The sequence below is a fragment of the Mycobacterium sp. IS-3022 genome, assembly GCF_001500065.1.
Lineage (GTDB): Bacteria > Actinomycetota > Actinomycetes > Mycobacteriales > Mycobacteriaceae > Mycobacterium.
This window is the reverse complement of record NZ_LQIN01000006.1, coordinates 111,095-137,242: the sequence shown is the minus strand read 5'-3', so window position 1 is coordinate 137,242 and position 26,148 is coordinate 111,095. Positions and strand designations below refer to the sequence as shown.

Annotated in this window: 25 protein-coding genes; 5 read left to right on the top strand and 20 right to left on the bottom strand. The window is 69.4% G+C overall.

Annotation, left to right across the window (positions count from 1 at the left end; genetic code table 11):
- From AU188_RS07195 to AU188_RS07105, 19 genes are all read right to left on the bottom strand, one after another.
- The coding region (locus AU188_RS07195) for a DivIVA domain-containing protein (protein WP_156426600.1) at positions 1 to 255 on the bottom strand (255 nt) is incomplete at its 3' end.
- Between the two features lie 237 nt (positions 256 to 492).
- Positions 493 to 783, bottom strand: a complete 291-nt coding sequence (locus tag AU188_RS07190) for a YggT family protein (protein ID WP_059163038.1) — start codon at positions 781 to 783, stop codon at positions 493 to 495.
- Between the two features lie 103 nt (positions 784 to 886).
- On the bottom strand, positions 887 to 1,522 hold the full coding sequence (locus tag AU188_RS07185) for a cell division protein SepF (RefSeq protein WP_059163037.1): 636 nt from the start codon (positions 1,520 to 1,522) through the stop codon (positions 887 to 889).
- Positions 1,523 to 1,535: 13 nt separating this feature from the next.
- Entirely contained in the window at positions 1,536 to 2,339 is an 804-nt protein-coding gene (locus AU188_RS07180) for a YggS family pyridoxal phosphate-dependent enzyme (RefSeq protein ID WP_059163036.1), read from the bottom strand.
- Positions 2,336 to 3,043 (bottom strand): peptidoglycan editing factor PgeF, encoded by a 708-nt coding sequence (gene pgeF, locus AU188_RS07175; protein WP_156426599.1) that lies wholly within the window; start codon positions 3,041 to 3,043, stop codon positions 2,336 to 2,338. The genes AU188_RS07180 and pgeF overlap by 4 nt, the downstream gene beginning before the upstream one ends.
- A gap of 14 nt (positions 3,044 to 3,057) precedes the next feature.
- The gene (gene ftsZ / locus AU188_RS07170; protein WP_059098935.1) at positions 3,058 to 4,209 is read right to left on the bottom strand and encodes a cell division protein FtsZ; all 1,152 of its coding nucleotides are present in this window, start codon (positions 4,207 to 4,209) and stop codon (positions 3,058 to 3,060) included.
- A 181-nt stretch (positions 4,210 to 4,390) separates the two neighbouring features.
- Positions 4,391 to 5,290, bottom strand: a complete 900-nt coding sequence (locus AU188_RS07165) for a cell division protein FtsQ/DivIB (RefSeq protein ID WP_059163034.1) — start codon at positions 5,288 to 5,290, stop codon at positions 4,391 to 4,393.
- Complete coding sequence (gene murC, locus AU188_RS07160) at positions 5,287 to 6,690, bottom strand: UDP-N-acetylmuramate--L-alanine ligase (RefSeq protein ID WP_059163057.1); 1,404 nt, start codon at positions 6,688 to 6,690, stop codon at positions 5,287 to 5,289. The genes AU188_RS07165 and murC overlap by 4 nt, the downstream gene beginning before the upstream one ends.
- A 38-nt stretch (positions 6,691 to 6,728) precedes the next feature.
- Positions 6,729 to 7,856: an undecaprenyldiphospho-muramoylpentapeptide beta-N-acetylglucosaminyltransferase gene (gene murG / locus AU188_RS07155; protein WP_059163033.1), complete on the bottom strand. Its 1,128-nt coding sequence runs from the start codon at positions 7,854 to 7,856 to the stop codon at positions 6,729 to 6,731.
- Positions 7,853 to 9,382, bottom strand: a complete 1,530-nt coding sequence (gene ftsW, locus AU188_RS07150) for a putative lipid II flippase FtsW (RefSeq protein WP_172799418.1) — start codon at positions 9,380 to 9,382, stop codon at positions 7,853 to 7,855. The genes murG and ftsW overlap by 4 nt, the downstream gene beginning before the upstream one ends.
- Before the next feature lie 15 nt (positions 9,383 to 9,397).
- A complete protein-coding gene (gene murD / locus AU188_RS07145) occupies positions 9,398 to 10,855 on the bottom strand; it encodes a UDP-N-acetylmuramoyl-L-alanine--D-glutamate ligase (protein WP_059163031.1) in 1,458 nt (485 codons plus the stop codon).
- A 1-nt stretch (position 10,856) separates the two neighbouring features.
- Positions 10,857 to 11,936, bottom strand: coding sequence for a phospho-N-acetylmuramoyl-pentapeptide-transferase (gene mraY, locus AU188_RS07140; RefSeq protein WP_059163030.1), 1,080 nt, complete (start codon positions 11,934 to 11,936; stop codon positions 10,857 to 10,859).
- Positions 11,933 to 13,498, bottom strand: a complete 1,566-nt coding sequence (locus AU188_RS07135; protein ID WP_059163029.1) for a UDP-N-acetylmuramoyl-tripeptide--D-alanyl-D-alanine ligase — start codon at positions 13,496 to 13,498, stop codon at positions 11,933 to 11,935. The genes mraY and AU188_RS07135 overlap by 4 nt, the downstream gene beginning before the upstream one ends.
- Complete coding sequence (locus AU188_RS07130) at positions 13,495 to 15,018, bottom strand: UDP-N-acetylmuramoyl-L-alanyl-D-glutamate--2,6-diaminopimelate ligase (RefSeq protein WP_059163028.1); 1,524 nt, start codon at positions 15,016 to 15,018, stop codon at positions 13,495 to 13,497. Before AU188_RS07130 ends, AU188_RS07135 begins: the two co-directional genes overlap by 4 nt.
- A 68-nt stretch (positions 15,019 to 15,086) precedes the next feature.
- Positions 15,087 to 16,907 (bottom strand): peptidoglycan D,D-transpeptidase FtsI family protein, encoded by a 1,821-nt coding sequence (locus AU188_RS07125; protein WP_502687592.1) that lies wholly within the window; start codon positions 16,905 to 16,907, stop codon positions 15,087 to 15,089.
- A gap of 107 nt (positions 16,908 to 17,014) precedes the next feature.
- A complete protein-coding gene (ftsL, locus tag AU188_RS07120; protein WP_059163026.1) occupies positions 17,015 to 18,097 on the bottom strand; it encodes a cell division protein FtsL in 1,083 nt (360 codons plus the stop codon).
- Positions 18,094 to 19,080: a 16S rRNA (cytosine(1402)-N(4))-methyltransferase RsmH gene (gene rsmH, locus AU188_RS07115; RefSeq protein ID WP_059163025.1), complete on the bottom strand. Its 987-nt coding sequence runs from the start codon at positions 19,078 to 19,080 to the stop codon at positions 18,094 to 18,096. Before rsmH ends, ftsL begins: the two co-directional genes overlap by 4 nt.
- 145 nt (positions 19,081 to 19,225) lie before the next feature.
- Positions 19,226 to 19,657: a division/cell wall cluster transcriptional repressor MraZ gene (gene mraZ / locus AU188_RS07110; protein WP_059098924.1), complete on the bottom strand. Its 432-nt coding sequence runs from the start codon at positions 19,655 to 19,657 to the stop codon at positions 19,226 to 19,228.
- 291 nt (positions 19,658 to 19,948) lie between these two features.
- Complete coding sequence (locus AU188_RS07105; RefSeq protein ID WP_059098923.1) at positions 19,949 to 20,353, bottom strand: SCO2097 family morphological protein; 405 nt, start codon at positions 20,351 to 20,353, stop codon at positions 19,949 to 19,951.
- Positions 20,354 to 20,581: 228 nt separating this feature from the next.
- Between AU188_RS07105 and AU188_RS07100 the strand changes: the two genes are divergently transcribed.
- The 4 genes from AU188_RS07100 (at position 20,582) to AU188_RS07085 (ending at position 24,559) form a co-directional block, all read left to right on the top strand.
- Entirely contained in the window at positions 20,582 to 21,157 is a 576-nt protein-coding gene (locus AU188_RS07100) for a GNAT family N-acetyltransferase (RefSeq protein WP_059163056.1), read from the top strand.
- Between the two features lie 72 nt (positions 21,158 to 21,229).
- On the top strand, positions 21,230 to 21,865 hold the full coding sequence (locus tag AU188_RS07095; protein ID WP_059098955.1) for an LppM family (lipo)protein: 636 nt from the start codon (positions 21,230 to 21,232) through the stop codon (positions 21,863 to 21,865).
- Positions 21,866 to 21,890: 25 nt separating this feature from the next.
- Entirely contained in the window at positions 21,891 to 22,979 is a 1,089-nt protein-coding gene (gene idsA2, locus AU188_RS07090) for a bifunctional (2E,6E)-farnesyl/geranyl diphosphate synthase (RefSeq protein WP_059163024.1), read from the top strand.
- Positions 22,980 to 22,981: 2 nt separating this feature from the next.
- Positions 22,982 to 24,559 carry an alpha-(1->6)-mannopyranosyltransferase A gene (locus tag AU188_RS07085; RefSeq protein ID WP_059163023.1) on the top strand — a complete coding sequence of 526 codons (1,578 nt, stop codon included), beginning with the start codon at positions 22,982 to 22,984 and terminating at the stop codon, positions 24,557 to 24,559.
- Here the strand turns inward: AU188_RS07085 and AU188_RS07080 are convergent.
- Positions 24,480 to 24,884 (bottom strand): Rv2175c family DNA-binding protein, encoded by a 405-nt coding sequence (locus tag AU188_RS07080; protein WP_059163055.1) that lies wholly within the window; start codon positions 24,882 to 24,884, stop codon positions 24,480 to 24,482. The genes AU188_RS07085 and AU188_RS07080 overlap by 80 nt on opposite strands.
- A 67-nt stretch (positions 24,885 to 24,951) precedes the next feature.
- On the opposite strand from AU188_RS07080, the gene AU188_RS07075 reads away from it, so the two are divergent.
- Positions 24,952 to 26,142: a protein kinase domain-containing protein gene (locus AU188_RS07075; RefSeq protein ID WP_059163022.1), complete on the top strand. Its 1,191-nt coding sequence runs from the start codon at positions 24,952 to 24,954 to the stop codon at positions 26,140 to 26,142.
- Positions 26,143 to 26,148: the final 6 nt, after the last annotated feature.

The window sequence follows — 26,148 nt, the reverse complement described above, 5'->3', positions numbered from 1 at the left end:
GGGCTCGGGGGCGGGCTGCTCGTAGACCGGCATGGCCTGCGTCGACTGGCCGGTGCCACCGGAGCGGGCGGAGGCCAACTCCTGGTCCAGCTCGGCGACGCGCTGACGGAGGTCGGCGTTCTCCTCGATGAGCCGCGTCAGCTCGTTCTCCACCAAGTCGAGGAACGCGTCGACCTCGTCCTCGTTGTAGCCGCGCTTGCCAATGGGTGGCTTGCTGAACGCGACATTGTGAACGTCGGCGGGTGTGAGCGGCATTGTCGCCCCCTTGAAGTCTGGACAGTCAACCGGTCTCAAAGTGTAGAGCTTGGGTGGAACGTAACTGGCGTCCATCCTGTCACACCAGCCGCGGCCGTTGCAGAAGTGGATGAAATTAAGAACGAATTTCAAACATCGTCGGACGTTCGGGGACGATTTCGCGGCTCAATTTCGGCCCCGGCAAATCGTGTCCGCAACTCGCAACCGGCCCCGATCGATGCGCTGCGTGGCCGGCGCTCAGGCGGCCGCGCCGAACGCCAGTTGCATGCCGATGAAGGCGACCAGCAGCAACACCATGATCGACAGGTCGAACCGCACCGCACCTATCGTGAGCTGGGGAATGAGCCGCCGAAGCAGTTTCACCGGCGGATCCGTCACCGTCATGATGAGCTCCAGGATCACCACCGTCGCGCCCTTGGGATGCCAGTCGCGGGAGAACGACCGGATGAACTCCACCACGACCCGGGCGATCAGCAGCAGCCAGAACACGAACAGGGCGAAGCCCAGGATTTCGAAGAAGAGCGACAACGGAGCCGACCTCGCTACGGGCAGGGGTGTGACATCAGATACAGCCCTCGCGGCTGGTCACGCCCGAGGTGCGACGCCAGCCTACCTGTCCGTCCCGGAGTGCCTACTGATAGGCGTAGAAGCCCGCCTCGGCGATGCGGCGCCGCTCCTCGGCGCTGACGTCGATGTCCGCGGGTGACAACAAGAACACCTTGGTGGCGACCTTGTCGAACGAACCCCTCAGCGCGAACGCGAGGCCGGCGGCGAAGTCGACCAGACGCTTGGCGTCGGCGTTGTCCATCGACACCAGGTCCATGATCACCGGGGTGCCGTCGCGGAACCGCTCGCCGATCGTGCGCGCCTCGCTGTAGTCCTTGGGCCGCAGCGTGGTGATCTTCGACAGCGGGCTGCCCGCCTCGAACAATTCGGCCATCCGGCGGGGATCCATCGCCAGCGCGCCGCGGGTCGCGCCGCGCATCGGAGCGAATCGTGGTGCGGGACGGTCGAATTCGCGGGGTCGCAGCCTCGGCTCGAACCGGTCGTCGTAACCGGCCCGGTAACCGGCCGGAGCGTCGTCGTACTCGCGGTCGTCGTAGCCCCGGAGGCCGGAGCCGTAGCCGTCCTCGTCGAAGCGGTCGTCGCGGCTACGGCGCGAATATCCACGGGGGGCGCCGCGGTCGTCGTCCTCGTAGTACTCGTCGTCGTAGTCATCCATCGGGGCCATACCGAAGTAGGCCTTGACCTTGTGAAGTGTGCTCATCGCTCGACCCTTCTCATGCCCTGGACTCTGGTGTCTGTGATGAATGTGTGACTGGAGTGACTACTTCTGGTGACGGTAGAGGACGTTGTCCCAATAACGCGGTACCGACACGCACACATGTCGAGCCGTGTTTGACCGCCGCCTCGAGGTCGTCGGACATGCCCGCCGACAACTGCAGACGTTGCCGGTAGGCCGCCTGCACCCGCTGATGTTCGGCCTGCAGACGCGCGAACGCGGCGTCGGGGTCGGCACCGAGAGGCGGGATCGCCATCAGGCCGACGAACTCCAACGCGGCCGCCGCGTGCGCGGCCGCGCACAGCTCGTCGACTTGCTCGGGCCTGTTGACGTCGACGCCGCCCCGGCTCTCGTCGCCATCGAGGCTCACCTGGATGAAGACGCGCAGTGGTTCGGCGCGGCGTCCGTCGTCGAGCGCGTCGGCCGCGGCGCGGTTCAGCGCGGCTGTCAATCTGTGGCTGTCGACGGAGTGCGCCGCATACGCCCAGCCCGCGACGGAGCGCGCTTTGTTGCGTTGAATCCGTCCGACCATGTGCCAGCGAATGGCTGCGACATTTGCCATCGAAGCGATTTCTTTGACTTTATTCGACGCTTCCTGTTCGCGTGATTCGCCAAAAGCTTCGCATCCCAAACGGCGCAAAACAATGACATCGGTTGCCGGAAAGAATTTGGTCACCGGGAGTAATTCAATTTCGTCGATATTGCGTCCGGCGGCGTCCGCCGCGGCGGCGAGGCGGGCCCGCACGCCGGCCAGCGATTCGGCCAACTCGAGTTCGCGCGACGTAGGCAAGGCGGCCGTCACTCCATCCACACCAGCGATGCGAGCCGCCCGGTCGGCGCGTCACGCCGGTGGCTGAACAAGTCGGGGTCCTCGACCGTGCAGCGCGGGTCGACGTCGATGGCGGCGACACCCAAAGTGGTTAGTTGACGGGAGATTCCGGCTCGCAGATCCAGCCCGGGCGTATTTTTCGCGGTCTTCGTGCGGCTGCCGGGCAGTGCGATCTCCACCTCTGCGGCCATCGCCTCCGGAACCTCGTAGTTGCGGCCGCTGACCGCGGGTCCCAACAGAGCCGAGATGTCCTCGGCCCGCGCACCCAGCGCGATCATCGTCTCGACCGCGCGCGCCACGACGCCTTTCTGTGCGCCGACGCGTCCGGCGTGCACGGCAGCCACCACTCCTGCTCGCGCGTCGCCCAATAAAACGGGAACACAATCGGCGGTAACCACCGCCAATGCCAAACGGCGCCGAGTCGTAACCAATGCGTCAGTATTGTCGACCGGCGCGTCTGGCGCTCGCTCCACCACGACGACGTGATCGCCGTGCACCTGGTTCATCCAGACGATTCCGTGGTCCCCCAATCCGACCGCTGCGCTCAACCGCTTTCGGTTGGCCCCGACGGCGGCCGGGTCGTCGCCCACGTGATCGCCGAGGTTGAAGGTGTCGAAGGGCGGCGCGGAGAAGCCGCCGGCGCGTGTGGTGGTCACGCGCCGTATCCGAACCGTCACGGTCGCCAGTATGGCTAGTGGCGCATGAAGGGCGGCACGTCGACGTCGTCGTCGGCGATGCCGCCGTCGTCCCCGCCGATGCTGACCGTCGCGCCGTTGGTGTGCACCGGCACGCTCGCCGGATCGGCGGGGTCGAACAGCGACGTGGTCACCTTGCCGGCCTTGCCGGGCGTGATGCCCTGCCCCTCGGCGGGACTGACCACCGGTTTGCGTCCTGGGCCGGTGGAGTCGAACCCTGCGGCGATCACGGTCACGCGGACCTCGTCGCCGAGCGAGTCGTCGATGACGGTGCCGAAGATGATGTTGGCATCGGGATGGGCGGCGTCTTGTACGAGCGATGCGGCCTCGTTGATCTCGAACAGACCGAGATCACTGCCGCCCGCAACCGAGAGCAGCACGCCCTGCGCACCCTCCATCGACGCCTCCAGCAGCGGCGAGTTGATCGCGATCTCGGCGGCCTTGAGTGCGCGGCCATCGCCGCGGGCCGAACCGATGCCCATGAGCGCGGTGCCGGCCCCGCTCATCACGCCCTTGACGTCGGCGAAGTCGACGTTGATCAGGCCCGGCGTGGTGATCAGGTCGGTGATTCCCTGCACGCCGTTGAGCAGCACTTCGTCGGCGCTGCGGAAGGCGTCCATCAACGACACCGCCGCGTCGCCCATCTGCAGCAGCCGGTCGTTGGGGATCACGATCAGGGTGTCGCAGCTCTCCCGCAGCGCCTGAATGCCGTTCTCGGCCTGGTTGCTGCGCCGCTTGCCCTCGAACGAGAACGGCCGCGTCACCACGCCGACGGTCAATGCGCCCAGTTTTCGCGCGATCGTTGCGACCACGGGCGCGCCGCCGGTGCCGGTGCCGCCGCCTTCGCCCGCAGTGACGAACACCATGTCGGCGCCACGCAGCAGCTCCTCGATGTCATCCTTGGCGTCCTCGGCGGCTTTGCGCCCGACTTCGGGGTCGGCGCCGGCGCCCAGACCACGCGTGGAGTCGCGACCGACGTCGAGCTTCACGTCGGCGTCGCTCATCAACAACGCTTGCGCGTCGGTGTTGATGGCGATGAACTCCACGCCCTTGAGGCCTTGCTCGATCATCCGGTTGACGGCGTTGACGCCGCCGCCACCGATGCCGACCACCTTGATGACGGCGAGGTAGTTGTGTGGGGGGGTCATTGCGATCCCTTCCTCCCGGGTTGGCTGTCGACACGCCGACCGCTTGGCAAACCCTAAACCTCAACCAGAGGGTTATAGTTATGTCAAGTTGTTTCCGCGCAATCAGAACGGTAGGGCGAGGTCGAGCGGTTGCCATGCAGGCGCGCCGACGTTTCGCAGATTTTTCCCCGCGCGTGTGCGGCTACTTCACCGTCGGCAGGTCCGGGCTCGACACGTCGTAGGTCTGTCCCGGCTGGGTGAGCAGCGCCCCGAGTTTCAACGCCTTCTCCTCGGTGCGATCGGTGGTGCCCCAGATCACCTGTCTGCCGTCGACGAGCTGCAAGGTGATGGCCGCGACCGACGGCGCCGCGATCCGCGCGACCTGCGCGGCGACCTCCGGGCGCAGCGACGTCATCACCTGCAGCGCCGCCTTGGTCGGCCCGTCGTTGGGGCCGGGGTTGTCGGCGTCGAGATACGGCACCCCCGGCGGCGGCGGTCCGATCGCGAAATCCACGCCGTCGCGGTCGAATAGGTGCGGACCGTCGGGATAGTCCTTGACCACCACCGGCACCCGCTCCTCGACGGTGATCCGCAGGGTCGACGGGTACTGGCGCTGGACGCGCGCGCTGGCGACCCGCCGGATCGTCGCCACCCGTTCGGCGACGTTGTCGGTGTTCACCTGCAGAAGCGGCGTGCCCGGCGCGACCGCTGCAGCCGCGACGACCTCGTCCCGCGGCACCGCCCCCAATCCGGTGACCACGGTGTTGCGCACGGCCATGACCGGGGTGAAGTACAGCAGCAGCCCCAGGCCCACGACGATCACGCTGACCAGCGCCGACCACATCAGCACCTTCAGGCCTCGGACCGTGCCGCGGCCGAGCTTTCGGGTGTTCTCGGCGGGCTTGCCGAGCGCACGCCGCTTGGCCTCCCTGCGGGCCTGCTCGATCGCGGTGGCGCGGGCCTGCGCGGCGCGGCGCTCTTCCCGCTCCCGGCGTGCCCGCCGCCGCGGCCCCTCGAAATCCGGAGCCGCAGCGGAGGGCGCCGCCGGCGTCTCAGGGTTGTCCGCCTGCTCGGTCGGGCCGCTGTCGGTCGGCTCGGTCATCGCGACCCCGGTGTCCCGCGGTTGGCCTTGACCCGCAGCGCTGCAAGGATTTCGGCGCCGAGAACGGTCACGTCACCGGCGCCCATGGTGACCACGACGTCGCCCGGCGCGGCGGCCTCGGCCACCCGCGCCGGCACCGCGGAAAGATCCGGCACATACGTCGCGGGCACGCTGACGTGTTCGACGACGCTCGCGCCGCTGACGCCGGCGATCGGTTGTTCGCGGGCCGCGTACACGTCGAGCACGAACACCTCGTCGGCGCCGTCGAGCGCTTGCCCGAAGTCACGCGCGAATGTCTGTGTGCGCGAATACAAGTGCGGCTGGAACACCACGATGGACCGGCCGCCGGACTGTTCGGTGACCGTGCGTACTGCGCTCAGCGTGGCCCGAACCTCGGTCGGATGGTGCGCATAGTCGTCAAAGACGCGGACACCGCCGGCCGTTCCGACCAACTCGAACCGGCGGCGCACCCCTTCGAAGCCCGCCAGCCCGTCGAGCACAGCGTCGACCGGTGCGCCCACCTCGATCGCGGCCAGCACCGCCGCGATCGCGTTGAGCGCCATATGCCGTCCCGGCACCGAAAGGCGCATCACCCGCGGGTGCGGTTCGCCGGCGAGCCGGATGTGGGCCACCGCACCGGTGTCGTGCTGCTCCCAACTCAGCAACGTGCCCTGCAGGGGCAGGACCGGGTCGCTGCCGTACCGCAGCACCCGGATACCAAGCTCCGCGGTGCGCTCGGCGAGCGCCGCGGCACCCGGGTCGTCGGTGCAGACCACCAGTGCGCCACCGGGTTTGAGGCGTTCGACGAAGTCGTCGAACACGGCGCCGTAGGCCTCGGCGCTGCCGAAGAAGTCGAGATGGTCGGCCTCGATGTTCGTCACCACCGCGACGTCGGGGGTGTACTCCAGCAGTGAGCCGTCGCTTTCATCGGCCTCGGCGACGAAGCATTCGCCGCTGCCGTTGTGTGCGTTCGTGCCGGCCTCGCCGAGGTCCCCGCCCACGGCGAAGGACGGGTCGAAACCGCTGTGCTGCAACGCCACGATGAGCATGGACGTGGTTGTGGTCTTGCCGTGCGTGCCGGTCACCATCAACGTGGTGTATCCCGCCATCAGCTTGGCCAGCACCACCGGCCGCAGTATCACCGGGATACCGCGCCGCCGCGCCTCGACCAGCTCCGGATTGGTCTTCGGGATCGCGGCGTGGGTGGTGACAACCGCGGTCGGCCCACCGGGCAGCAGGTCCAGTGAGGACGCATCGTGCCCGATCCGGATCGCCGCGCCGCGGGCCCGCAGCGCGGCCACCGCGCGGGACTCCTTGGCGTCGGAGCCCGACACCAGCCCGCCGCGGTCCAGCAGGATGCGAGCGATACCCGACATGCCCGCTCCGCCAATGCCGACCATGTGCACCCGCTGCAGCTCGTCCGGCAGCGACTTCGCTTTCACTGCAGGCTCTTTCGTCCGGAGCCACGCGCGACTTCGAGAGCGATCTCAGCAACCCGCCTGGCCGCGTCGCGGTGACCGGCCAGCGCAGCGGCCGCCGTCATCGTCTGCATCCGGCCGGGGTCGGTGAGCAGGTTCACGACGGTGTCGGCGACGACGCCCGGCGACAGGTCGGCGTCCTCGACGATCAGCCCCCCGCCGGCGTTGACCACGGGCAGCGCGTTGAGCCGTTGCTCGCCGTTGCCGATCGGCAGCGGCACGTACACCGCGGGCAGCCCGACCGCGGTCAGTTCGGCGACGGTCATCGCGCCGGATCGGCAGATCGCCAGGTCCGCTGCGGCGTACGCCAGATCCATCCGGTCCAGATACGGCACCGCGACATAAGGCGGGTCGCCGTCGGCGGGCTCACGCAGGTCCAGGGTGTTCTTGGGGCCGTGGGCGTGCAACACCGAAATGCCGGCAGCGGCAAGGTCTTTGGCTGCGGCCGACACCGCACCGTTGAGGGACTGGGCACCCTGCGATCCGCCGAACACCAACAGCACGCGGGCATCGGGGGCGAATCCGAAGTGGGCGCGGGCCTCGGCCCGCAATGCCGTCCGGTCCAGCGAGGTGATCGCCGCGCGCACCGGGACTCCGACCACCTCGACATCGCCCAACCCGGGGTCGGGCACCGCCGAGAGGATCCGCCGCGCCGATCGGGCCCCGACCCGGTTGGCCCAGCCGGCGCTGGCGTTCGCCTCGTGCACCACCACCGGCACCCGCCGGCGCCGCCGCAGGCTGTGCGAGGCCAGATATGCCGGCACCGCGACATAGCCACCGAATCCGACGACGACGTCGGCCTGGACCTCGTCGAGCACCGCCCGGGTCTGCCGAACCGCCCGTCGCAGCCGCACGGGCAGGCGGACGAGATCACCGGAGAGTTTGCGCGGCAAAGGCACCGGCTGGATCAGTTCGAGGTGATAGCCGCGTTGAGGCACCAGCCGGGTCTCCAGGCCACGGGGTGTGCCCAGCGCCGTGATCCGCACAGTCGGGCTGAGCGCGGCCAGGGCGTCGGCCACCGCCATCGCCGGTTCGACGTGTCCCGCGGTGCCGCCGCCCGCGAGTACCACGGAGACCGTGTCGTTCACCCGTAACGCTGACCTTCCAGTGCGCGCCGCCGGCTTCTGTCCGAACGGCCGCTTCCATGATGCCTTGCGGCCCGTACCGGCCCGCCGGCCGTCTGACGTTTGCGGCGGTCGCCGGCGGCCTGCTTGCGCGCGGGCTTGGGGGCCTGCTTGGCCGCGGGCTTGGCGGGCCGAGTGCGGTTGCCCTTACTCGGTTTGCCGGACCGCTCGGCGCCGCGCCTGCTGAGCCGGTCGCGCAGCGCCTCGGTGCGCGACGGCACATAGGGCGCGGGCAGCGGCAACCGCAGCAGGTTGTTGACCCGATCGTCGCGGCCGGCGCGCAGAGCCGCCACCGCCTCGGGTTCGTGCCGCGCCGCGTTCGCCATGATGCCGATCATCAGAAGCGTTGTCGCCGTTGATGTTCCGCCGGCCGAGATGAGCGGCAGCTGGAGCCCGGTGACCGGCAGCAACCCGACCACGTAGCCCACGTTGATGAATACCTGGCCCATGATCCACAACGTCGCGGTGGCGGTCAGCAGGCGCAGGAACGGATCGGCAGAGCGCCGGGCGATGCGCATACCGGTGTAGGCGAACAGGCCGAACAGACACAACAGGCCCGCAGCGCCGATGAAGCCCAGCTCCTCGCCGATGATCGCGAAGATGAAGTCGTTGTGGGCGTTGGGCAGGTAATTCCATTTGGCCGCGCCCTGGCCCAGACCGTCCCCGAAGACCCCGCCGTTGGCCAGCGCGAACCGGGCCTGACGGGCCTGATACCCGGACCCCTGCGCGTCGGCCGCGGGATTCAGCCAGGACTGCACCCGCGCCGACCGGTAGCCCTCGGCCATGGCGAGTACGGCGGCCGACACCACGACCATGAACAGTGAGGACACGAACACCCGCAGCGGCAGCCCGGCGTACCACAGCAGGCCCAACAGGATGATGCCCAGCGACACGGTTTGTCCGAGGTCGGGCTGCGCGACGATGAGCGCCAGCGCGACGAACGCGGCCGGCACGAGCGGGATCAGCATCTCCTTGAGCGAGGCCTGTTCCATCCGACGGGCGGCCAGCAGATGGGCACCCCAGATGGCGAATGCGATCTTGGCCAGCTCGGAAGGCTGCATCGACAGTCCCGCGACCACGAACCAGCCCCGAGAACCGTTGGCCACCGTGCCGATTCCCGGGACCAGCACCAGGATCAACAGCACGATCGTGATCGCGAACCCCGAGAACGCGAGGCTGCGCATCAATTGGATGGGGACGCGCAACGCGAGGTAGAACGCGAACAGCCCGACCACCGTCCACAGCACCTGCTTGCCGAACACGACCCAGGGCGAGCCGTCCTGGTCGTAGGAGTACACCCCGGAGGCCGACAGCACCATCGTCAGCCCGAGCGTGGTCAGCAGGGCGGCAACCGCGATGATCAGGTGAAACGACGTCATCGGCCGGCCGAGCCACGCTCCGAAACGGGTTCGGGGTCCGGCCGTTTCGGGCACCGGCTCCGCCGGCTTGTCCTCGGCGCCCGCCCTGCGTAGCCGCAGCCGGGTCAGGATCGCGCTCATCGCCCGCTATCCGGACAGGGCGCGCACGGCGTCGGCGAACGCGTCGCCCCGGTGGCTGTAGCCGCTGAACTGGTCGAAGGAGGCGCCGGCGGGGGCCAACAACACGGTGTCGCCCGCGCGGGCGAGGTCCCGGGCCGCGCCGACGACCGCGGCCATGATCTCGTTCCCGGAGGAGGCGTCTCCGAGTCTGATCACATTAGTAACAGGACTAACTTTCGACCCAATTGTCCCTTGCACCCCAAAATCCTCCCCCGTCACAACCTCGATGACGGGGACATCCGGGGCGTGTCGCGATAACGCCTCGGCGATCGTCGCCCGGTCGCGGCCGATCAGCACCGCTCCGACCAGCCGATTCGCCACGGAGGCGAGCAGCTCGTCGACCGAAGCGCCCTTGAGCATGCCGCCGGCCACCCACACCACCCGCGAGTAGGCGGCGATCGACGCGCGGGCGGCGTGCGGGTTGGTCGCCTTGGAGTCGTCGACATAGGTGACCCCGTCGACCGTCCCGACCACCTGGGCGCGGTGCCTGCCGACCTGGAAGCCGGCCAACGCGTCGGCGATGGCGCTCGGCGCCACGTCGACCGCGCGGGCGAGGGCGGCCGCGGCGAGCGCGTCAAGGACCCCGACCGGTCCGGCCACCGGGATGGACGCCGCTTCGGCGAGCGCGACCCGATCGCCGAAAGCGTTGTCGACGAGTGTGCCGCCGACCACGCCGAGTTCACCGGCGCCCGGCTCGCCGAGGCGGAAGCCGACGCGGGTGGCGGCGGCGGCGGTGTCGAGCAGGCCCGCGGCGACCGGGTCGTCGAGTCCGACCACCGCGACGCGCCCGTCCAGCACGCGGGCCTTGTCGCGGGCATAGGCCGCCATCGAACCGTGCCAGTCGAGGTGGTCTTCGGCGACGTTGAGCACCACGCCCGCGTCCGGGCGCAGCGACGGCGCCCAGTGCAGCTGGAAGCTGGACAACTCGACCGCGAGCAGGTCGGATGGCTCGGCCAACACGTCGAGCACCGGGTTGCCGATGTTGCCGCACAGCACCGCGCGGCGCCCCGCCGCGACCAGCATGGCGTGCAACATCGACGTGGTCGTCGTCTTGCCGTTGGTCCCGGTGACCACCAGCCAGCGCCGCGGCGGCCCGAACCAGCCGGCCCGGTCCAGCCGCCAGGCCAGCTCCACGTCACCCCAGACCGGCACCCCGGCCGCCGCCGCCGCGACCAGCACCGGCGTGGTCGGCGCGAACCCCGGGCTGGTGACCACCAACGCGTAGTCGCCGATGTTCGCCTCGGCCTCGGCGGTGGTGACGACCGTCGCGGGCGTGATCAGCCGCTGCAACGCAAGCGGGTCGTCGTCGCAAATCGTCAGTCGAACGCCGGTCGGCTCCAGCACGGCGCTCACCGAGCGGCCGGTGAGCCCGGCGCCGGTGACCAGCACACGGGCACCGGGTACCAGCGGCTCGATCCGGACCATTTCAGGCACCGACGGTGGTCAGCCACTCGCTGTAGAACAGCGCGACACCGAGCCCGCAGGCGATCGCGGTGAGCAGCCAAAACCGGATGATCACCGTTGTCTCCGCCCACCCGACCAGCTCGAAGTGGTGGTGGAACGGCGCCATCCGGAACACCCGGCGCCCGGTGGTGCGAAACGCCATGATCTGCACGACGACCGACACCACCTCGGCGACGAACAGCGCACCGAGCACCACGGCCAACATCTCGGTGCGGCTCGCTACCGACAGCCCGGCGATGATGCCGCCCAGCGCCAGCGATCCGGTGTCGCCCATGAAGATCTTGGCCGGCGCGGCATTCCACCACAGGAAACCGATGCACGCCCCCGCGGTCGCGGCCGCGATGATCGCCAGGTCCAGCGGGTCGCGCACGTTGTAGCAGCCCAGCCCGGGGCTGGTCGCACAGGCATTGCGGAACTGCCAGAACGTGATCAGCACGTACGCCGCGCACACCATCGCCATCGCGCCCGCGGCGAGGCCGTCCAGACCATCGGTGAAGTTCACCGCGTTCGACCAGGCGCTGACCACGACGACGCAGAACAATACGAACAACACGGGCGGCAACGTGACGGTGGCGATCTCGCGCACATAGGACAGTTCGGCGCTGCCGGGCGTCAACCCGTCGGCGTTGCGGAACTGCAGGGCCAGCACGCCGAACAGCATCGCGGCGGCCAGGATCCCGAGCGTCTTGGCGGTCTTGTTCAGGCCGAGGTTGCGCGAGCGCCGAATCTTGATCAGGTCGTCGACGAAGCCCACGACGCCCAGCGCGGTGGCCAGGAACAACACCAGCAACCCCGACGCGGACGGGCCCCGGCCGTCCATCACGACACCCACCAGGTGCGTGCCCAGGTAGCTGGCCCAGATCCCTGCGACGATCGCCACCCCGCCCATCGACGGTGTGCCGCGCTTCTTGTGGTGGGTCGGCGGCCCGTCCTCGCGGATCTCGTGGCCGAAGCCCTGTCGGGTGAACAGCCGGATCAGCAACGGGGTGAGCAGGATCGAGACCGTCAGCGCAATGCCGACGGCGATGAGGATCTGTCTCATGCGTGCGGGTCCCGGGTCTCGGCAGCCCCAAGATCAAGCAAAGCATCGGCCAACGCGCCCAGCCCGGCCGCGTTGGAGGCCTTCACCAGCACCACGTCTGACGGTTGCAGTTCGGCGCGCAGCAGTGCCAGCGCCGCGTCGGCGTCGGCGACCATGGTGGCCTCAGCCCCCCACGATCCCTCCATCACTGCGCCGTGGTGCATGGCGCTCATAGCCCTCCCGGTTCCGACGACGATGAGTCGTGACACATCTAATCGCACGGCCAGTCGGCCGATGCGGTCATGCTCGGATATCGCGTCGTCGCCGAGTTCGGCCATCTCGCCGAGCACCGCCCAGCTGCGGCGTCGTCCCCCGCCTCCCCTACCTCCGCTGCGCAGCGCGCGTGGGCCCACCGGGTGTGGGCCCACGCGCGCCATCCACGCCAGCGCCTTGAGACCCGCGCGCATCGAGTCGGGGTTGGCGTTGTACGCGTCGTTGATGACGGTGACCCCGTCGCTGCGGGTGGTGACCTGCATGCGGTGTTTGGACACCGGCCCGGCGGTGGCGAGCGCGGCCGCCACTTGCTCGAGAGAAGCGCCGCACTCCAACGCGACGGCCGCCGCACACAGGGCGTTGGAGACCTGGTGGTCGCCGTGCACGGAAAGCGTGACCTCGACATGTCGGGGTCCGGCGTGCAGGTTGAACCGCGGCCGGGCCAGCTCGTCGAGCGTGACCGCCTCGGCCCAGACGTCCGCGTCCCCGCCGCCGGGCTCCCGGGACACCCGGACCACCCGCGCCGCGGTCTGCGCGGCCATCGCGGCCACCGCGCTGTCGTCGACATTGAGCACTACCGCCCCGGACGCCGGAACAGCTTGCGGCAGTTCGGCTTTCGTCGCCGCAATCGCCTCACGGGAACCAAACTCGCCGAGGTGCGCAGTGCCCACGTTCAACACCACCGCGATGGACGGCGTGGCGATGGCGGCCAGCGCCGCGATGTTGCCGCGGTGGCGAGCCGACATCTCCAGCACCAGGAAATCGGTGGCCCGCGTCGCGCGCAGCACCGTCCAGGGATGACCGAGTTCATTGTTGAACGACCCCGGCGGCGCGATCACCTCGCCCAGCGGCGCCAGCACCGCAGCCACCAGGTCCTTGGTCGAGGTCTTGCCGGACGATCCGGTGATGCCGATGATCGTGAGCCCGCCCTCGACGAGTTCCGCGGCGACCGCGGCCGCCAGCTTCGCCAATGCTGCCAGCACCGCTGCGCCGGAGCCGTCGGAGTCGTGCTCCAGCACGCCTGCGCCACGGTCGGACGTCTCGGGGGTCGGATCGACGACGATCGCGGGCACCCCGACCGGCCGCGCGGCGAGCACTGCGGCGGCGCCGGACGCCACGGCCGCGGCGGCAAAGTCGTGTCCGTCCGAACGGGCCCCGGGCAGCGCGAGAAAGAGGCCGCCGCGCGTGACGGCCCGCGAGTCGAACTCGACGGTGCCCGTGATCCGGGTGGATGAAGCGTCCTCGGCGGAGACGTCGGCGAGCCGGCCGCCGACGATCTCGGCGATCTGGGCGATCGTGAGGTCGATCATGGCCGGTGACCCGCTGCCTCGAGGGCGTCCGCCAGCTCCTGGCGGTCGTCGAACGGGCGGGTCACTCCGGCGCTGGTCTGGCCGGCCTCGTGGCCCTTCCCCGCGATCAACACGACGTCCCCGGCCCGCGCCCACGCCACCGCGTGAGCGATCGCCGCGCGGCGGTCCCCGATCTCGACGACCTTCGTGGACCCGGTCGAGGCTCCCGCGACGATCGCCGCGCGGATCGCGGCGGGATCCTCGTCGCGAGGATTGTCGTCGGTGACGACCACCAGGTCGGCCAACTCGGCGGCGACGCGTCCCATCGGCTCCCGCTTACCTTGATCGCGGTTGCCGCCCGCACCGAAGACCACCGCCAGCCGGCCGTCGGTCTGCGCCCGCAGTGTCTCCAGCACCGCCTGCAGCGCTCCGGGCTTGTGCGCGTAGTCGACCAGCGCCAGGAAGTCCTGTCCGCGCTCGACGGCTTCCATCCGGCCCGGCACGGTCGCGGTGCGCAATCCGGGCGCGGCCTGTTCGGGCGAGACCCCGACCGCGTCGAGCAGCGCGGCCGCGAGTAGGCAGTTGGCCACGTTGTAGCGACCCGGCAGCCCGATCCGCAGCCCGTGATGCACACCGGCGGGGTCGACCGCGAAGAACTCCTGCGCGTTGCGGTCGACGGTGCGGATGTCGTCGACACGCCAGTCGGCGTCGCGTCCGGTCGCACTGACGGTGACCGGGTCGCGCGCCAGCCTGGCCATCGCGCGGCCTGCGTCGTCGTCCACGCACAGCACGGAAACGTCTGCGCAATTGCGGGATTCGGGATCGAACAGCCGCGCCTTGGCTTCGAAGTAGTCGCGCATCGTCGGGTGGAAGTCGAGGTGGTCGCGCGACAGGTTGGTGAACCCTCCGACCGCGAACCGCACACCGTCGACGCGGCCCAGCGACAGTGCGTGGCTCGACACCTCCATCACGACGGTGTCGACCCCCTGCTCGACCATCACCGCGAGCAACGCTTGCAGATCGGGCGCTTCGGGCGTGGTGAGGGCACTGGCCTGATCGCGTCCGTCGATTCGGACCCCGACCGTGCCGATCAGCCCGGCCACCCGCTCCGCCGACCGCAGCCCGGCCTCCACCAGATATGTGGTGGTGGTCTTGCCGGAAGTGCCCGTGACCCCGATGACACGCAGCCGCTCGGACGGTCGTCCGTACACCGCCGCCGCCAACTCGCCGAGCACCGACCGCGGGGACGGGTGGATGAGGACGGGCACGTCCACCTCGGTCCCCACGAGCACCAGCCCGTCCGGATCGGTCAGGACCGCGGTCGCGCCGCGTGCGACGGCCTCACTCGCATGCCGTCCGCCGTGCGACGACGCGCCGGGCAGCGCCGCGAACAGGTCGCCGGGTTCGACGTCGCCGCTGCGCAACGTGACTCCGGTGATGCTGATCTGCGGCACGGGTCCGCCTCCGGCGGGCACCGCCTGGACCTGCTCGGCCAGTGGCCCGAGCGCCGGACCGGCGGGATGGCGGGGTCGCAGGTTCATGGCCAAGACACCCTACCGACCCGGCACTCTGGGCGCCCGCCGCATGTCGGAGGCCGTCGGCGCCGCCCTCAGGTGGCCTGCAGCGTCAGCCGTGGACCGGGGTCCGGCGAGAGCGGCACATTCTCGCGCTGCAGCAGCCAGGACGTGATGTTGTGGAACAGCGGCGCTGCCGTCGTTCCAGGCTGGCCGTCGGCGGTGCGCTGCGGGTTGTCCATCATGATGCCGACCACGTAGCGAGGATCGTCGGTGGTGGCGATGCCGGCGAAGGTGATCCAGTAGACGTCGTCGTAGTAGCACCCGCACGCCGGGTTGATCTGCTGTGCCGTGCCGGTTTTCCCGGAGATCTGATACCCCTCGACGCCGGCCTGCCAGCCGGTGCCCTGCTGTTCGCCCGTGGGGTCGCGTTGCACCGTCGCCCGCAGCATCTGCCGCACTGTCTGCGCGGTCTTCGGCGACACCACCCGCACACCCTCGGGCCGCGGTTCGTCGGTGCGAGTGCCGTCGGGACCGATGGTGGACTTGACGATGCGGGGTGGGACGCGCACACCGTCGTTGGCGATCGCCTGATACATCCCCGTCATCTGAAGCAGCGTCATCGAAAGGCCCTGTCCGATGGGCAGGTTGGCGAACGTGCTACCCGACCACTGGTCGATCGGCGGGACCAGACCTGCGCTCTCCCCCGGCAGTCCGACCCGAGTGCGCTGCCCGAGACCGAACTTGCGCAGCATCTCGAAGAAGCGCTCGGGGCCGAGACGCTGGGCCAGCATCAGCGTGCCCACGTTGGAGGACTTACCGAAGATCCCGGTGGTGGTGTAGGGCATCGTGCCGTGCTCCCACGCGTCGCCGACGGTGACGCCACCCATATGGATCGACCCCGGCACCTGCAGCACCTCGTCGGGATGCGACAACCCGTACTCGATGACGGAGGCGGCGGTGACGATCTTGTTGACCGAGCCGGGCTCGTACGGAGACGACACCGACGGGTTGCCCAGTTCGCGATCCTCCTGACGGCCGATGTCCTGGCTCGGGTCGAACGTGTTGTCGTTCGCCATCGCCAGCACCTCACCGCTTTTCGCGTCCAGCACCACGGCGGAGACGTTCTTGGCGCCGGACAGGTTCTTGGCCTGCTGCACCTGCTGCTGAACGTAGAACTGGATGTCGTCGTCAATGGTCAGCATCACCGTGGAACCGTCGACCGCGTCGTGGCGGTTGCGGTAACTGCCCGGGATGACGACGCCGTCGGACCCGCGGTCATAGGTGATCGACCCGTCGGTGCCCGCCAGCACGGCGTCGAGCGAGTCCTCGAGGCCGAGCAGGCCGTGCCCGTCCCAGTCGATACCGCCCACGATGTTGGCGGCCAACGAGCCGCCCGGATACTGGCGCAGATCCTGGCGCTCCGAACCCACCTCGGGGAACTTGGTGGTGATCGCGTCGGCGATCGCGGGGTCGACCGCACGCGCGAGGTAGACGAACGTCTCACTGCTCTTGAGCTTCTTGAGAACGGTTGCGGCATCGGGCTTGTTGTTCAGCCGCGACGCCACCTCGGCGGCGATCTCACGTAGCCTGCGGTTCGGTTCGGGCGCCTCCGTGGATTTCGCCCTGGCCTCCTCCAACTGCTTGCGGACCTTGACCGGCTGAAAGGTCAGGGCGCGCGCCTCGATCGTGAAGGCGAGCTTGTCGTTGTTGCGGTCGACGATCGAACCGCGCACAGCCTTCTCGACGTCGACGACCTTGAGCTGGCCCGCGGCCTCGGCGCGCAGCCCCTCCGCGCGAGGCACCTGAAGGTTGAACAGCTGACCGGCCGCGACGATCAGCACCAGGAAGATGACCGCGTTGCCGACCCGGTGCCGGAACACGAAAGACGCGCTGCGCAAGCCGGTTCCGGCCATCGGCGCGCGGGTCCGGCGGGATTTTGCCGACCGTTCCTGCGAAACGGCGACGGACTTGCGGCGGGTGTCCTGAGCACCGCCATCGCGGCGCCGGCGCTCGCCGCGGCTCATGCTCCAGCGCCTGCCGGCGCCGGGACGGCGGGGCTGAACTGCTCGGCTCCCGGTACCGGGCCCGGCAGCGCCTGCTGGGTGGGAACGTGCGGCGCACCGAGCGGAGCGGCCTGCATGTGATCGCCGGGCGGGACGATCGGCGCGGTCGGCGGCATCGCGGCGGCGGGGCCGGGAAGCGGCGGCTGTCCCGGAAGCGCATGCGGCGCGGCCACGGCCGGCGGCACCGCCGTCGGCGACTGTGCGCCCGGGGGGACTGCCGTCGGCGCCTGTGCGCCCAGCTGCGGTTCCTCGCGGGACGGCATGCGAACGGTCAGCTCACGGGGCTCGACGACACGCGGCGCGGGCGGCCGCGGCGCCGGCGGCGGAGTCTCTTCCGGCAGTGGCGTGTTGAGCGGCGGCGGCGGAACCCCTTCGGCCGGCTTGGGAGTTCCGACCACTACCCAGTTGCCGGCGGGATCCTGCACCAGGTGAGCGGTGTCGCGCGACGGGATCATCCCGAGCTCGCGGGCGGCTTCGGCCAACGCGGGTGCGGCCTGCGCCTCGAGCACATCGCGCTCCAGCGCTTCCTTCTGTTGCAGCAGAGCCTGATTCGTCTCGCGGGCGTTGCCCAGCCGGTAGGAGCGCTCCGCCGCGTCGGTGGAAAGCCACAGTGTGGTCCCGAGGCCGAATCCAAGCGAGCCGATCACGAGCACCACGAACGGCACCCTGGACATCAGAGCACGCGGATTCAGCTCGATCGAGGCCAGCTTGACGATGATGCGCTCGCGCAGCGGCGGCCGAACGACCTTCGGGGCTTTGGCTTTTCGGGCCTTGGCCCGCGCCTTGGCCTGGCTGGCGTTCTTCGGCCGGCCCGGTGCATCGGAGGGACGCGGAATGGGATTGGTCTGCGGCCCGGAGCGCTGCGGTCGCTGCTCACGAGTGGGCTTGCGTCGCGCCTGCGCATCCCCCGAGCGACGCTGGGCACCTCGGGTGGAGCGCCGACGCTCGTCGCCGCCGCGCACCGCTGCACCTCGCTTGACCTGCTTGGTCGGCTTGGCCCGCTTGGTCTGCTTGGTCTGCTTGGTCTGCTTAACCTTCACCTGGCGGCCCCCACCTTCTCCAGTGCTCGTAGCCGCACGGGCGCGCTACGCGGGTTTCGTTCGATCTCCTCGGGAGCTGCGCGCTCGACACCGCGGGTCAGTGCGACGAACTCCGGGCCGTGACCCGGCAGTTCGACGGGAAGGCCGGGTGGTGTCCTGGACGCCGCTGCGGCCGCGAAGGCCGATTTGACGATGCGGTCCTCCAACGACTGGTAGGCCATCACGACGATGCGGCCTCCCGGGGTGAGAGCGCTCAGCGCCGCCGGCAACGCGGCACGCAACGAGTCCAACTCGCCGTTGACCGCGATGCGCAGCGCCTGGAACGTGCGCTTCGCCGGGTGGCCGCCGGTGCGCCGCGCAGGCGCCGGAATCGCCTGATAAAGCAGCTCGACCAGCTCGCCGGTGGTACGGAAGGGCTGGCGGGCGCGCCGGCGGACGAGCGCGGCGGCGATCCGGCCGGCGAAGCGCTCCTCGCCGAACTCGCGCAACAGCCGGGTCAGCGACTTCTGGTCGTAGGTGTTGACGACGTCCGCGGCCGTCAGCTCCGCGTCGGGGTCCATCCGCATGTCCAGCGGCGCGTCCGCGGCGTAGGAGAACCCGCGGTCGGTGCGGTCCAGCTGCATGGAGGACACGCCGAGGTCGAACAGCACACCGTCGGCTTTGCCTGCGCTCCAGGCGGTTTCGCTGAGGGCCGTCGCGATGCCGTCGTAGCGAGTGCGCACCAACGTCACCCGGTCGGCGAACCGCGACAACCGCTCCCCCGCGATCCACAGTGCGTCGGGGTCGCGGTCCAGGCCGATCAGTCGCAGCCCGGGCAGTTCGGTCAGAAACCTCTCGGCGTGTCCGCCCGCGCCGAGGGTCGCGTCGACGAGCAGCGCTCCCTCACCGGATGAGCTGTGCCGCGTCAGCGCGGGTTTGAGGAGTTCGACGCAGCGGTCCAGCATGACCGGGACGTGTCCATGGTCTCCGGTGCGCCGTTCCATCGCCTTCCCTCCGTTCCACGCCCCTGCATCGGGGTCCCTGTCCGAGAGCGCGAACCTGGCGTTGGGGAAGTACGCCAGGGCCGGTTCGGGCAGAGACCGCGATGCACGGGCCAGATGTCGGCCGCTGTGTCGGTCGACCGCCGGATCAGATGATGTCGTGCAGAGCTTCATCGGTGGCCGCAGAGAAGTTCTCTTCGTGGGTCTGCTGGTACTCCTGCCATGCTGTCGAATCCCAGATCTCCAGGTAATCGACCGATCCGATCACCACGCAGTCCTTCGACAGGTTCGCGTAGCGACGGTGATCGGCCGACAGGGTGATCCGGCCTTGCGCATCCGGATGCTGTTCATCGGTGGCGGCAGCCAGGTTCCGCAGGAAAGCGCGCGCTTCGGGATTGCTTCGCGATGCCTGCGACGCCCGCCGCGCCAGCTTCTCGAACTCGGCGCGCGGGTAAACGGCGAGGCTGTGATCCTGACTCTTGGTGACCATCAACCCTCCTGCCAGCGCGTCGCGGAACTTGGCGGGCAGCGTGAGCCGCCCTTTGTCGTCGAGTTTCGGCGTGTAGGTGCCGAGAAACATCTCGCCGACCTCCCTGCCGCCCGGAGTCCGGTCGCTCCGGTGTCTGCCACTTTACCCCACAATCCCCCACTCTCCACCATTTAGAGCGGGCAATTCTGCCGGTAGCCCCACTCCGGCCCCAAAAAGAGTGGTAACTAGATCTCTCGCGGCTGGGCGGCCGTCGCGCTGGGCAGGGAAAATCGCTGCTAGACGGCGCGCGGCGCAGTGGTGGGGAACAGTGGGGCGTGACGGCCCGCCCGCCCACGAAAAAAGGGGCAGCCCCTTACGGGCTGCCCCTGCGTCGGCGGGTAACTACTCGTCGAAGCGGCGGCGGAACCGATCTTCCATGCGACTGGCGAACGATCCGCCCGAACCCTTGCTGCGCTTCTGACGCGGGGCGCCGGGCTCGGGAGCCGAGCGGTCGCGGCCACCGGGTACACGCGGGCCGGTGATCGCATACACGACACCGCCGAACATCACGATGAAACCGAGGACCGAGAGCACTGGGAAGCCACTGATCTGGGTGGCCGGGAACGCGACACCGGACACCAGCATCGCGAGGCCGATCACGAACAGCGCGGCGCCTTGCAGTCGGCGTCGGGTCGAGGGAGCGCGCAGGGTGCCGCCGCGAACACTCGAAGCGAACTTCGGGTCCTCGGCGTAGAGCGCGCTCTCGATCTGGTCGAGCATGCGCTGCTCATGATCGGAGAGTGGCATTCGTCCCTCCCTCGGAAACCCTGGGCCGACTGCGGCCGTCTCGAAGTCCAAACTCGACGGCGCCCGCCTTCCGGGCACCTAACAGTCATGATACGAGGTCGATCTGAGCCGTACCACCTAGTTCGACGCCCGATTGTATGACGTGACACCGCCGTTTGGAGAGCGCGGGCGGCTGCGCTCGATAATGGTGTGGACGACACCGCAAGGCACGCGGAGAGGCAGGCACAGTTGGCGACATTTCTCATCGATCTGTCGCCGGGCGATATGCAACGCCGGCTCGGTGACGCGCTCGCCGTCTACGTCGACGCGATGCGCTATCCACGCGGCACCGAGGACCAGCGGGCGTCGATGTGGCTCGAGCACACCCGCAGGCCGGGATGGAAGGCCGTCGCCGCCGTCGAGGGCCTTGACGCCGATCCGTGCAGCGCCGCCATTCTCGGCGTCGCCTACGGCTACTGCGGCGCACCGGATCAGTGGTGGCAACAGCAGGTCGTGGCCGGGCTGCAGCGCGTGGGGGCCGACCGGGCGCGGATCGCAGAGTTGATGACGAGCTACTTCGAGCTCACCGAGTTGCACATCCACCCCCGCGCTCAGGGCCGTGGGCTCGGTGAGGCGTTGGCCCGCAGGCTGCTCGCCGGCCGGGAGGAGTCCCACGTGTTGCTGTCGACGCCCGAGATCAACGGCGAGGCGAATCGGGCGTGGCGTTTGTACCGCAGGCTGGGGTTCACCGACGTTATCCGCGGCTACCACTTCGCGGGCGATCCGCGCGCTTTCGCGATCCTGGGCCGGTCACTGCCACTGTGATCGGGCATCTGGCACGATGACCTCGTGCCGGCCCGCCATCGCAGCAGCAGAACCCGGTTGCTCGCGCTCGTGATGCTGACTCTCGTCGTGCTGCCGACGGCCGTTGGCTGCGTTCGAGTGCGGGCGTCGATCACGGTGTCCCCCGACGACCGGGTGTCCGGACAGATCGTCGCCGCGGCCAAACCGCGGAACGCCGACGACAAGGGCCCTCAGCTGTTGAACAACCTGCCGTTCGCCAACAAGGTGGCGGTCTCGGAGTACAGCCGCGACGACTACGTCGGTTCCCAGGCGGTGTTCTCCGACCTCACATTCGCCGAGCTGCCGCAGTTGGCCAACATGAACCGCGACGCCGCGGGTGTCGACATCTCGCTGCGCCGCGCCGGCGACCTGGTGATCCTCGAGGGTCGTGCGGACCTCACCTCGCTCAACGACCCGGAGGCCGACGTCTCGCTGACGGTGTCCTTCCCCGGCGAGGTCACCTCGACCAACGGCGACCAGGTCTCCACCGAGATCGTCGAATGGAAGTTGCGGCCCGGCGTCGTCAGCACGATGAACGCCCAAGCCCGCTACACCGACCCGAGCGCCCGGTCGTTCACCGGCGCGGCGATCTGGCTGGGCCTGGGCTCGTTCCTGGTGGCCGGCATCATCGGCGCGTTGGCCTATATGAGCCGTGATCAATCCCCGCGGGTGGGCGACGCCCGCGATTAGACAGAGAAAGGGGCGCCCGCTGAGCGTGCATGCCGCGGCACCGTCAGCCGTCGAACTGGCCGGCGCCGTCACCGACCAGCTGCGCGGTCTGCTGCAGGACCGGCGCAGCGAATGCGCATACATGGGCGACGATTACGCCGAACTGACCGCGGCGCTGGAGGAATTCGTGCTGCGCGGCGGCAAGCGGCTGCGGCCCGCCTTCGCGTACTGGGGTTGGCGGTCGGTTGCCGACCGGTCCGAGGACCCGCTCGATCCGGATGTGTTGCGATTGTGCTCGGCGCTCGAACTGCTGCACGCGTGCGCGCTGGTGCATGACGACGTCATCGACGCGTCGGCCACGCGCCGCGGACTGCCCACGGTGCACCGGCTGTTCGCCGAGCGGCACCGCGCGCACGGGTGGCGCGGCTCGGCCGAGCAGTTCGGCATGTCGGCGGCGATCCTGCTCGGCGACCTTGCGCTGGTGTGGGCGGACGACGTCGTCGCGACGGCCGAGCTGCCCGCCGACGCGGCGCGGCGGGTGCGGCGGGTGTGGGCCGCGATCCGTACCGAAGTGCTCGGCGGCCAGTATCTCGACATCGTCGCCGAAGCCAGCGGCGCGCAGTCGGTGGCCTCGGCGCTGACTGTCAACATCTACAAGACCGCGTCGTACACGATCACCCGGCCGCTGCAACTCGGCGTCGCTGCCGCCGCCGACCGTCCGGACGTCCAAGACGCCTTTCACGATCTCGGCACCGACCTCGGCGTGGCGTTCCAGCTGCGCGACGATGTGCTCGGGGTGTTCGGCGACCCCGCGGTCACCGGCAAACCCTCCGGCGACGACCTGCGGGCCGGCAAGCGCACCGTGCTGCTGGCCGAGGCGGTCGAGCTCGCCGAGAAGACCGACCCGGTGGCGGCCAAGCTGCTGCGCACCTCCATCGGTTCTGAACTGTCCGAGGCTCAGGTCTCAGAGCTGTGCGGGGTGATCGAGTCGGTCGGTGCGCTCGCGGCGGTGGAGAGCCGCATCGAGGAGCTCACCCGCCGGGCGCTCGACACCCTCGGCGCCGCCGACATCGACGCGCACGCCAAGGCGGGACTGTCCGAGCTGGCCCGACTGGCCGCGAATCGAACCGCGTGAGCATGACCACCCCACCGTCGACCTGGCCATCGAAAAGCAGTGTGACCCAGCACTTCTCAAGGTTGACCTCATTCGCGACGTCACCGCAGGCCCAACCCGCCCGGCTCGGTTTCGTGGGGGCGGTGCTGATCACCGCGGGCGGTCTGGGCGCGGGCAGTACCCGACTGCACGACCCGCTGCTGGAATCGCTGCACATGTCGTGGCTGCGGTTCGGGCACGGCTTGGTGCTGTCGTCGATCCTGCTGTGGGGCGGCGTGGCGCTGATGCTGGCGGCGTGGCTGTGGCTGGGCCGCCAGGTGGTCAACCGCACCGCGACCGAATACACCATGGTTGCGACGACCGCCTTCTGGTTGGCGCCGCTGCTGCTGAGCGTCCCACTGTTCAGCCGCGACACCTATTCCTACCTCGCTCAGGGCGCTCTGCTGCGCGACGGGCTCGACCCGTACGCGGTTGGCCCCGTCGACAACCCGAACTCGTTGCTGGACAACGTCAGCCCGATCTGGACCACCACCACCGCGCCATACGGCCCGGGCTTCATCCTCATCTCCAAGTTCGTCACGATGCTGGTCGGCGACGACGTCGTCGCGGGCACGATGCTGCTGCGGCTGTGCATGCTCCCCGGCCTGGCGCTGCTGATCTGGGCCGCGCCGCGCGTCGCCCGCCATATCGGCGCCGACGGCGCGACCGCACTGTGGATCTGCGTGCTCAACCCGCTGGTGATCATCCATCTGATGGGCGGCGTGCACAACGAGATGTTGATGGTGGGCCTGATGATGGCGGGCATCGCGTTGACGTTCAATGGCCGCCATCTGTGGGGCGTGAGCCTGATCGCGGTCGCGGTCGCGGTGAAAGCGACTGCCGGGCTGGCGCTTCCGTTCATGGTGTGGGTGTGGGCCCGCAACCTGCGCGACGGGCGCGGCTTCTCACCGGTCAAGGCGTTCGTGGCGGCGACCGCGGGCTCGGCGCTGATCTTGTCCGCGGTGTTCGCGGCGCTGTCCTTCGCGGCGGGGGTGGGGCTGGGCTGGCTCACCGCGCTGGCCGGATCGGTGAAGATCATCAATTGGCTGACGCTGCCGACCGCGGCGGCGAACCTCATCAACGTCATCGGCGGATTGTTCCTGCCAGTGAACTTCTACGCCGTGCTCGACGTCGCCAGGATCATCGGGATCGTGGTCATCGCGGTGTCACTTCCGTTCGTGTGGTGGCGATTTCGGCACACCGACCGGGAGGCGCTGACCGGTATCGCGGTGGTGATGGTGATCGTGGTGCTGTTGGTCCCCGCGGCCCTGCCCTGGTACTACACCTGGCCGCTGGCGGTGGTGGCGGCGCTGGCCCAGAGCCGCCGGTCGATCGCGGTGATCGCGGGACTGTCCACGTGGATCACCGTGATCTGGAAACCCGACGGGGCGCACGGCATGTATTCGTGGGCGCACGTGCTGTTGTCCGTGGCGTGCGCCGCGGTGGCGTGGTATTCGCTGTACAAAGCGCCACGGCGAGCCGTCAATAAGCCAACGCCTGAGCCCGGCGCACCACCTCACGGGCCTGATGCGAGTGAAGAGCGTCAACCGGCCGGGCATTAGCCAACGCGTCGGTGGTGCCGTCGCGCCTGATCGTCAACGATGCGTCGGGGGTGAACAGCCAGCGCACGATCTCGGTGTCGTGGTAACCGCCGTCGCGCAACACGACCAGTAGACCGGGCAGCGTCTTGACGACGTGGCCGGTGGCGTCGAAGAAGATCTTCGGGACCACCACCGCGCCGTCTCGGCGCACCCCGATCAGATGGCCGTCGCGCAGTTGCTGATGCACCTTGGTCACCGCCACGCCCAGCATCTCGGCGACGGTCGGCAGGTCGTAGACATCCTCGGCCGGGTCGAGGACGTCCTCCGCGGCCGGAATACTGCTCACGGCACCGAGTCTAAATCCGGTCACGCCCGGCCGGAGGCGCGAAATCGACGAGATCGCCCTCCGTAACATGTCTTCGGTGGATGCCTACCCGCACACGGACCCGCTTGCCGGGGCCGTGCTCGACGGTCGGTACCGCGTCGACACCTTGATCGCCACCGGCGGCATGTCCGCGGTCTACCGTGGGCTCGACCTACGCCTCGATCGGCCCGTGGCGCTCAAGGTGATGGACGCGCGGTACGCGGGGGACACGCAGTTCTTGACCCGGTTCCAGCGTGAGGCACGCGCGGTCGCCCGGTTGACCGATCCCGGCCTGGTCGCCGTGTACGACCAGGGCGGCGGAGCCGTAGGTGGCCATCCCCCCTTCCTGGTGATGGAACTCGTCGAGGGTGGGACGCTTCGCGAACTGCTGCGCGAGCGCGGGCCGATGCCCCCGCATGCGGCCGCGGCGGTGCTGGCGCCGGTTCTCGGCGGACTCGCGGCGGCGCACCGGGCGGGCCTGGTGCACCGCGACGTCAAGCCCGAGAACGTGCTGATCTCCGACGGCGGCGACGTCAAGATCGCCGACTTCGGGCTGGTGCGCGCGGTCGCCGAAGCGAAAATCACCTCCACCAGCGTCATCCTGGGCACCGCGGCGTATCTGTCGCCGGAACAGGTCAGCACCGGCGACGCCGACCCACGCAGCGACGTCTACGCAGTCGGGATCCTGACCTACGAACTGCTGACCGGCCATACGCCGTTCGCCGGCGACACCGCGCTCGCGGTGGCCTATCAGCGGATGGACAACGACGTGCCGGCACCGAGCTCGACGATCGCCGGCGTCCCAGCGCAATTCGACGATCTGGTGGCGCGGGCCACCGCCCGCGACACCGCGCACCGCTACGCCGACGCCGATGAGATGGGCGAGCACCTGGAGGCGATCGTCGACGAACTCGGGTTGCCGCCGTTCCGGGTGCCGGCTCCCCGCAATTCCGCCCAGCATGCGTCCGCGGCCCTGCAGACCGCCGCGGCGCGGACGGCGAATTCACCGGCGCCGCGCCAACAGACCCGGACGCTACCGCGAGACGACTGGCCGGTGCCCGAGCCCGAACTCCAGCCGGCGGTGGGACAGTTCGCTGGAATCGACCTCGACGAGTTCTACTGGGCGCGGCAGCGCGCTCGCCGCACGCTGCTGTTCTGGGTGGTCGCCGTGTTGACGCTGACGGCGCTGATCGCGGCGGCCGCATGGACCGCCGGCAGCAACCTGCCCAACCTCTTCTAGCCGCGA